6 protein-coding genes are annotated in these 6,447 nt (G+C 63.3%); 4 read left to right on the plus strand and 2 right to left on the minus strand.

What is annotated here, in order from left to right; translation table 11 throughout:
* The 4 genes from AAGA11_22325 to AAGA11_22340 all read left to right on the plus strand — a co-directional run.
* A partial coding sequence (locus AAGA11_22325) for a response regulator (GenBank protein ID MEM9605612.1) occupies positions 1-2,430 on the plus strand: 2,430 nt, incomplete at its 5' end.
* 3 nt (positions 2,431-2,433) lie between these two features.
* Complete coding sequence (locus AAGA11_22330; protein MEM9605613.1) at positions 2,434-2,766, plus strand: Hpt domain-containing protein; 333 nt, start codon at positions 2,434-2,436, stop codon at positions 2,764-2,766.
* The gene (locus tag AAGA11_22335) at positions 2,759-3,790 is read left to right on the plus strand and encodes an adenylate/guanylate cyclase domain-containing protein (GenBank protein ID MEM9605614.1); all 1,032 of its coding nucleotides are present in this window, start codon (positions 2,759-2,761) and stop codon (positions 3,788-3,790) included. The genes AAGA11_22330 and AAGA11_22335 overlap by 8 nt, the downstream gene beginning before the upstream one ends.
* A 176-nt stretch (positions 3,791-3,966) precedes the next feature.
* On the plus strand, positions 3,967-4,221 hold the full coding sequence (locus AAGA11_22340; GenBank protein ID MEM9605615.1) for a putative metal-binding motif-containing protein: 255 nt from the start codon (positions 3,967-3,969) through the stop codon (positions 4,219-4,221).
* Positions 4,222-4,598: 377 nt separating this feature from the next.
* Here the strand turns inward: AAGA11_22340 and AAGA11_22345 are convergent, their stop codons facing one another.
* Together AAGA11_22345 and AAGA11_22350 are read right to left on the minus strand one after the other, a co-directional pair.
* Positions 4,599-5,240 carry a glutathione S-transferase family protein gene (locus AAGA11_22345; protein ID MEM9605616.1) on the minus strand — a complete coding sequence of 214 codons (642 nt, stop codon included), beginning with the start codon at positions 5,238-5,240 and terminating at the stop codon, positions 4,599-4,601.
* A 34-nt stretch (positions 5,241-5,274) separates the two neighbouring features.
* A complete protein-coding gene (locus AAGA11_22350) occupies positions 5,275-6,249 on the minus strand; it encodes a zinc-dependent alcohol dehydrogenase family protein (GenBank protein ID MEM9605617.1) in 975 nt (324 codons plus the stop codon).
* Positions 6,250-6,447: the final 198 nt, after the last annotated feature.

Genomic DNA, 6,447 nt, shown 5'->3' on the forward strand with positions numbered 1-6,447 from the left:
GAGGGCCTGATCACGGACTTTGCGACCGCACCGCACCCCATCGACGAGCAGCACAATTTCCATTCCGCCGTGTTGGTGTCGGGCAAGACCATGCATGTGCCGGACTTGTCAACCGCAGATCTGCCCACGCTGGCCAGACGGCTCCACGAGGAGAGCGGGTTTCAGGCGTATCTCCACGTGCCCTTGTTGCGCGACGAGCGGCGCTTGGGGGGGCTGGTGTTCATCCGCAAGACCCGGGTGCCGTTCAGTGAGCAGGACATCGCCATGGCGGAGTCCTTCGCCGACCAGGCGGTGATCGCGATCGAAAACGTGCGCCTGTTCAACGAGACGCAGGCGGCCCTTGCCAGGCAAACAGCGACCTCGGGCATCTTGAGTGTCATCAGCAGTTCGCCTGACGACACGCAACCTGTGTTCAAGGCGATAGCGCGTACGGCAGTCGACATCACCGGCGCGCTTGGGTGTTTTCTGTTGCGCGTCGAAGGCACGTTTTCCTACCTCTGTGCGACACACGGATACGATGAGGAGGACTTGCAAGACGCCAATTCGCAACCGCCGCTGCCGTTGCTACCGAACACGATTGCCGGCATGACCGTGGCGTCAGGCGATACGGTCTTTGTTGCTGACACGCAAGACGAGAGCTACTACGACCACAAGCTGGCTCGGCGAAAAGGTTTGTGCCAGGCGTTGGGGGTGCCCATTCTGGTTGCCGGCGAGGTGTGGGGTGTCATTTCCCTGGGCTTCGGCCAAATGCAGGCACGTGACGACACGACAGTCGACATCATTCAGACCTTCGCCGATCAGGCGGCCATCGCCATTGAAAACGTGCGCCTGTTCAACGAGACGCAGGCGGCCCGCAAGCTCGCCGAGACGGCGAACGAGGCCAAGAGTGCGTTTCTGGCGACCATGTCGCACGAAATCCGCACGCCGATGAACGCCGTAATCGGCATGAGCGGTTTGATGATGGACACGCCGCTGGACGACGAACAGCGGGACTACGCGCGCACGATCCGCGACAGTGGCGACGCGCTGCTCGGTATCATCAACGAGATCCTCGACTTCTCCAAGATCGAAGCCGGGCACATGGCCATCGAACGCCACCCCTTCGATTTGCGGGAGTGCGTCGAAAGCGCACTGGACCTCGTGAGCAGCAAGGCGGCAGAAAAACGGCTGGACCTCGCCTGCGAGTTCGATGACGCGCTGCCGACCGCAATCAACGCGGACGTGACCCGACTGCGTCAGATTCTGTTGAACCTGTTGTCGAATGCGGTGAAGTTCACCGAGGCTGGCGAAGTGGTGCTCTCGGTGACGCAAGCGGCTGCAGTCGGCGTCGAGCGCGAATTGCGCTTCACGGTGCGCGACACCGGCATCGGGATCAGCGAGACGGGCATGGCGCGGCTGTTTCAGTCTTTCAGCCAGGCCGACAGCTCCACCACCCGCAAATACGGGGGTACCGGGCTGGGGTTGGCCATCTCGAAGCGGCTGGCGGAACTCATGGGCGGGACCCTGTGGGCCGAGAGCGATGGCGAGGGGTGCGGTTCGTGTTTCGTGTTCACCCTTACCGCCCCGGTGGTGGACGATGTGAAAACCGTGACCCGCGCGCTCGTCGGTGTGCAGGACGAGTTGCGCGGCCGGCGCCTGCTGGTGGTCGATGACAACGCCACCAACCGCAGCATACTCGCGCGCCAGGCCGAGAAGTGGGGCGCCAGCACGGTGGTGTGCGCTACGCCGTCGGAGGCGCTGGATGCCGTTGCATCCGGTGCGCCCTTCGACCTCGCCGTTCTTGACATGCACATGCCCGACATGGACGGCGTCGAGCTCGCCCGACGGCTCCGCGCCACACGGGACGCGCTTCCGCTGGTTCTGTTCAGCTCGCTCGGGCCTCGCGGCCACGGTGGCGAAGACGGGTTGTTCGCCGCCGCGGTGGCAAAACCGCTGCGCCAGGCGCAGCTCTTCGACACGCTGGTCAGCGTGCTCGGCGATGCGGTACCGCCCTCGGCCGCGCTCCGCCCGACAGCCCCATCACGCACCGACCGGGAGATGGCACTCCGGCACCCGCTGCGGATCCTGCTGGCGGAGGACAACCCCGTGAACCAGAAGCTCGCGATCCGGATGCTCGAGCAGATGGGGTACCGCGCCGACCTTGCCAGCAATGGCCTCGAGGCCCTGGACAGCGTGGCGCGCCAGACCTACGACCTTGTGCTGATGGATGTGCAGATGCCGGACATGGATGGCCTCGAGGCGTCGCGGCAGCTCAATGCCCGACACGGGACGGAGCGGCCGCGGATTGTCGCGATGACCGCCAACGCCATGCAGGGCGACCGCGAGATGTGTCTCGACGCCGGCATGGACGACTACATCGCCAAACCCATCCGGGTCGATCGCCTGATTGACGCCCTGATGCAGACGCCCGCCCGGGCCAAGGACCGTTGAACGATGCACGATTCCCCTGTTGACCCCACCGTGTTTGCCGAGCTGTCCGAGGCCATGGGCGAGGACTTCGCGCGCGAGTTGCTCGACACGTTCCTTGCTGACGCGAGCACCCTGTTTGCGGAGCTGCAGCGCGCCGTCGACGCCGCGGACGCGGCCGGCTACCGCCGAGCGAGCCACACGCTCAAATCGAATGCGTTGACCTTCGGCGCCGTGGCCCTCGCCGAACAGGCCCGCGACATGGAGCACGCAGGCGTGCCGGACGGAGCTGCCGTCGCGGCCGCGCAGGCGCTGTTCGATGCCTCGGCCGTCGCGCTCCGTGGTGCGTGCCATGACTGAACCCCAGGCGCGGATCCTGGTTGCGGACGACAACAAGGTCAATCGGCTGTTGTTGTCGCGCAGCGTCGAGCTGCTCGGTCATGCTGTCACCGTTGCCGAGAACGGCAAGCAGGCGCTGGCGCAGCTGCAGGGTGCGCCGTTCGATGCGCTGTTGCTCGACATCGAGATGCCGGAGATGGACGGCTTCGAGGTGCTCGCGACACTGAAAGCCGACCCGGGCCTGCGCGACCTGCCGGTGATTGTCACCTCGTCGCTCGAGGGACTCGAGAACGTGGTGCGGTGCATCGAGCTCGGCGCGGAGGACTACATCCCGAAACCGGTCAACAAGGTGTTGTTGCAGGCGCGACTCAACGCAAGCCTGGAACGCAAACGCCTGCTGGACGAACAGAAGCGCCTGCTGAACCGCTTTGCGACGGAAGAGGTGGCGCAGGATCTGCAGACCTCGGGTTTCGCGATCGGTGGCCGCAGGCTCGACGCGACCGTGCTGTTCGCCGACCTGCGGGGTTTCACGGCGCTTTCCGAGGACATGGACCCGGAGGCGACCATCGAGCTGCTGAACACCTACTACACACTGATGTTCGAGGCGGTCACGGGCCACCAAGGCATTGTCAACCAGATGATCGGTGACGGGTTGATGGCCGTGTTCGGTGCCCCACAGGCGGTCGCGAACCCGGCGCAGTCGGCGGTGTCCGCGGCACAGGACATGCTCTCGATGATCGACCTGCTGAACGACGAGCGGGCACTGGCGAATGAAGCGCCGCTCCGTGTGGGGTTCGGCATCGCCACGGGCGAGGTGATTGCGGGCTACACCGGCACGGACAGCCGCGCGACCTACACCTGTGTCGGCAAGACCGTGAACCTCGCGGCGCGCCTCGAGGCGTACACCAAGGACGTCGGGCGACCCGTGCTGTTCGACAACGAGACACGTCGCCGGCTTGACGACGCCGCCGACTGCGACGCGGTGTCAGAAATGCGCTTCAAGGGCTTCTCGCAGCCGGTGCAGGTGTTCACGACGGGGGCGTGACGCCTCATCCGGGCGACGCGTGTGTGCCGTACCTGTGTTTGATGGGTGCCGGTCCGGCGCCGCGCACGCCGTGATCGGTGTGACCGTCGTACCCTCATTTTTCCCTAAGTCTTCGCCTGTATGTTGCCGAGTCGATCGAATCGAACACCGGTTCAAGCAGACGAAGGAGCAGTGGCATGCGGTTGGTATTTGGTGGGATGGTCCTGGCGGGGGTATTGGTCGGTTGCGGGGGCGGCCCGTCCAACGCCGTCACGGTACAGTGCAGCGACCCCGCGAGTCCGGCACACGCGGACCGGGATGGCGACGGTCTTTCGCAGTGCCAGCGGGACTGCGATGACGCGGACCCCAATGCCTACCCGGGCGCAACCGAGCTGAGCGACAACGACGGCTACGACCAGGATTGCTCGACATGGACCTTCACCTTCGAGTAAGCCTTTTCAAGTGCAGTGACCTGGATCGGCGTGGGGTGGTTGACGGTGCCGCGGACAGTTGGACCGAACGTCAACCGTGCCTGAGGTCACGAGGTACAACGGCGTGACCCCTCGAGGGGTGCTGCGCGAGCGGTGAGTTGCTCTGCCGTGTCAAGCTCAACCTGAGCTACCGGTGCCAATCACCTGCGACGTTCGTGTCGGTGTGACCCGTGCCTCAACGGCAAGGGTCACACTGGCGACACGCTGCTCTGTGTCTCACGCATGCCTGGCGAGCGTCGGAACAGACTGGTGCGTCCCGAGTGGCAAGCGCAGACCAACTGAATCGTCAGTCACGTAAACGTGTTCAGCCGCGTTCCGTGCAAACACAAGCGGCGCGCCTATACCACCTTGGGTATGTGTTCAGCGGGCACATCGTCCAGGGCCCTCTGCATGGCGGGTCGGGACAGCAACCGGTCAAGATACGCGCTGACCGTGGGTGGGAAGCGTGTACCCGTACAGATCAAGGAAAACAGCAGCGCATAACCGATCGAGATGTCGGCAGCGCTGAATCCCCGATCCAGGATATAGTGCCGGGCTTGCAGGCGTGACTCCAGCATAGACACTGCTTTTTCGACCTGGAAGCGGCAGTACGCGTCGAAGGCTTCGGTCACTCTGTATGGCTCTTCACCGGAAGCATGGCCGAAGGACACCGCGATGTAGCCGGAGATGCCGCTCTCGCCAAAGTGAAGCCACTGCAAGTACGTGGCGAACTCGGGGTCATCAGCCGAGATGGACAGTTGACTCGGGCCGTGTCGTTCCATCACGTACTGCATGATGGCAATGGATTCGGCAATGAGGGTGTCGCCATCGTACATCGCGGGGATTTTGCCCATGGGGTTGATTTTCCGGAATGCCTCGGAGGCAAAGTACGCCCCGTCGTACTCGAGGGTTCTGAGATCGTAGTTGAGGCCCATTTCTTCCATGAGCCAACGCGCTCGTACAGAGCGGGTACCGGGCGTGTGGAACAGTGTCAGAGACATGGTGTCATCCTTGGTTGCAAGACGTGTAAAGCGCTCATACGCCGTTCGGGGCGAGCAAAACCTTGCCCTGGCGTTCACCTGCGACGGTGAATGCAAGCGCTTCTTTGATCTCGCCGAGGGTGAAAACACGGTCGATCGGGGCGCTCAACCTGCCCTCGAGCACGAGCTGCGTGAGCTCGCCATACACCCGCTGCATCTCCTCTGGGCTGGCCGTGGTCAGCCAATTCACCAGCCAGAAACCCCGAACTGACACACCGTTGAAGATGAGAAGGTTGTCGGGAATGCGGATCGGCTCACCAGACATCCCACCGTAGCTGACAGCAACGCCACCGTTAGCGAGCGTGGCTGCAAGGCGACCGAATGCGTCACCAGCCACGGCATCAATAGCGAGCACTGGCGCGTTTGGCAGCGTTGACGAAACCCGGTTTGCCAGGTCTGGCCCATCGACGAACGCAGCGTCGCATCCGGCGTCCTCGACGCTGGCCAGCGCTGATTCACGGCGCACAACTGACGCGACCTTGATACCTCGTGCCTTCGCCAGTTGAGTGATGTAGCGCCCAACCGCGGAATTACCGGCGGTTTGAATGATCCAGTCCCCCGACTGGAGATCCACGTAGTCTCTCAGCAGTAGATACGCGGTTGCCGGGTTGACGGTCAGCATCGAGAGCTGGTCGATGTCGGCTGGCGGCACCGGCACAAGCGTGTCCGTCGGGAACACCCGTTCTGTGACCCACGCGCCCGGCGGGTCAGACAGCAAGACAAGTGTTCCGAGTGGGTGGCCGGCGCCGTTGACCTCGACCACCTCGCCAATACCCTCCATGCCCGCCGGCGCTGGCAACGGCGGCTGGAGGCCGTACACGCCCTCAATCTGTGCGATGTCAGACGGATTTATTGGCGAGCGGAGAATTTTGACCCGCGTTTCACCCTCGCTGAGTGGCTGTGGATTGAGGTCGCGTAGCTGGACGACGTGCGCTGCCGCTCCGTGCTGGTCATAGAAGGCTTGTTGCATGGCGTGTTCCCTTGGGTGGATGAGCCGAATGCGTGATACGACTCGTTAATGAACTAAATTCACTAACAGTGTAGGGAGGCAGGCTGGCAAAGTCAACGGTAATGAATATAATTCAGTTATGAGCAAGAACACCGGCAAACCCAAGCGCACGCGCGATCCCGATCGCAAGCTGGCAGCCTTGCATGCGGCTGCCCTGAA

The organism is Pseudomonadota bacterium (genome assembly GCA_039196715.1).
In the GTDB taxonomy this organism is placed as follows: domain Bacteria; phylum Pseudomonadota; class Gammaproteobacteria; order CALCKW01; family CALCKW01; genus CALCKW01.

What these genes read in the sequence shown, in the direction of transcription:
- AAGA11_22330 (MEM9605613.1), top strand. Translation starts at nt 2,434, where the DNA reads ATGCACGATTCCCCTGTTGACCCCACCGTGTTTGCCGAGCTGTCCGAG.
- AAGA11_22335 (MEM9605614.1), top strand. Translation starts at nt 2,759, where the DNA reads ATGACTGAACCCCAGGCGCGGATCCTGGTTGCGGACGACAACAAGGTC.
- AAGA11_22340 (MEM9605615.1), top strand. Translation starts at nt 3,967, where the DNA reads ATGCGGTTGGTATTTGGTGGGATGGTCCTGGCGGGGGTATTGGTCGGT.
- AAGA11_22345 (MEM9605616.1), bottom strand. Translation starts at nt 5,240, where the DNA reads ATGTCTCTGACACTGTTCCACACGCCCGGTACCCGCTCTGTACGAGCG.
- AAGA11_22350 (MEM9605617.1), bottom strand. Translation starts at nt 6,249, where the DNA reads ATGCAACAAGCCTTCTATGACCAGCACGGAGCGGCAGCGCACGTCGTC.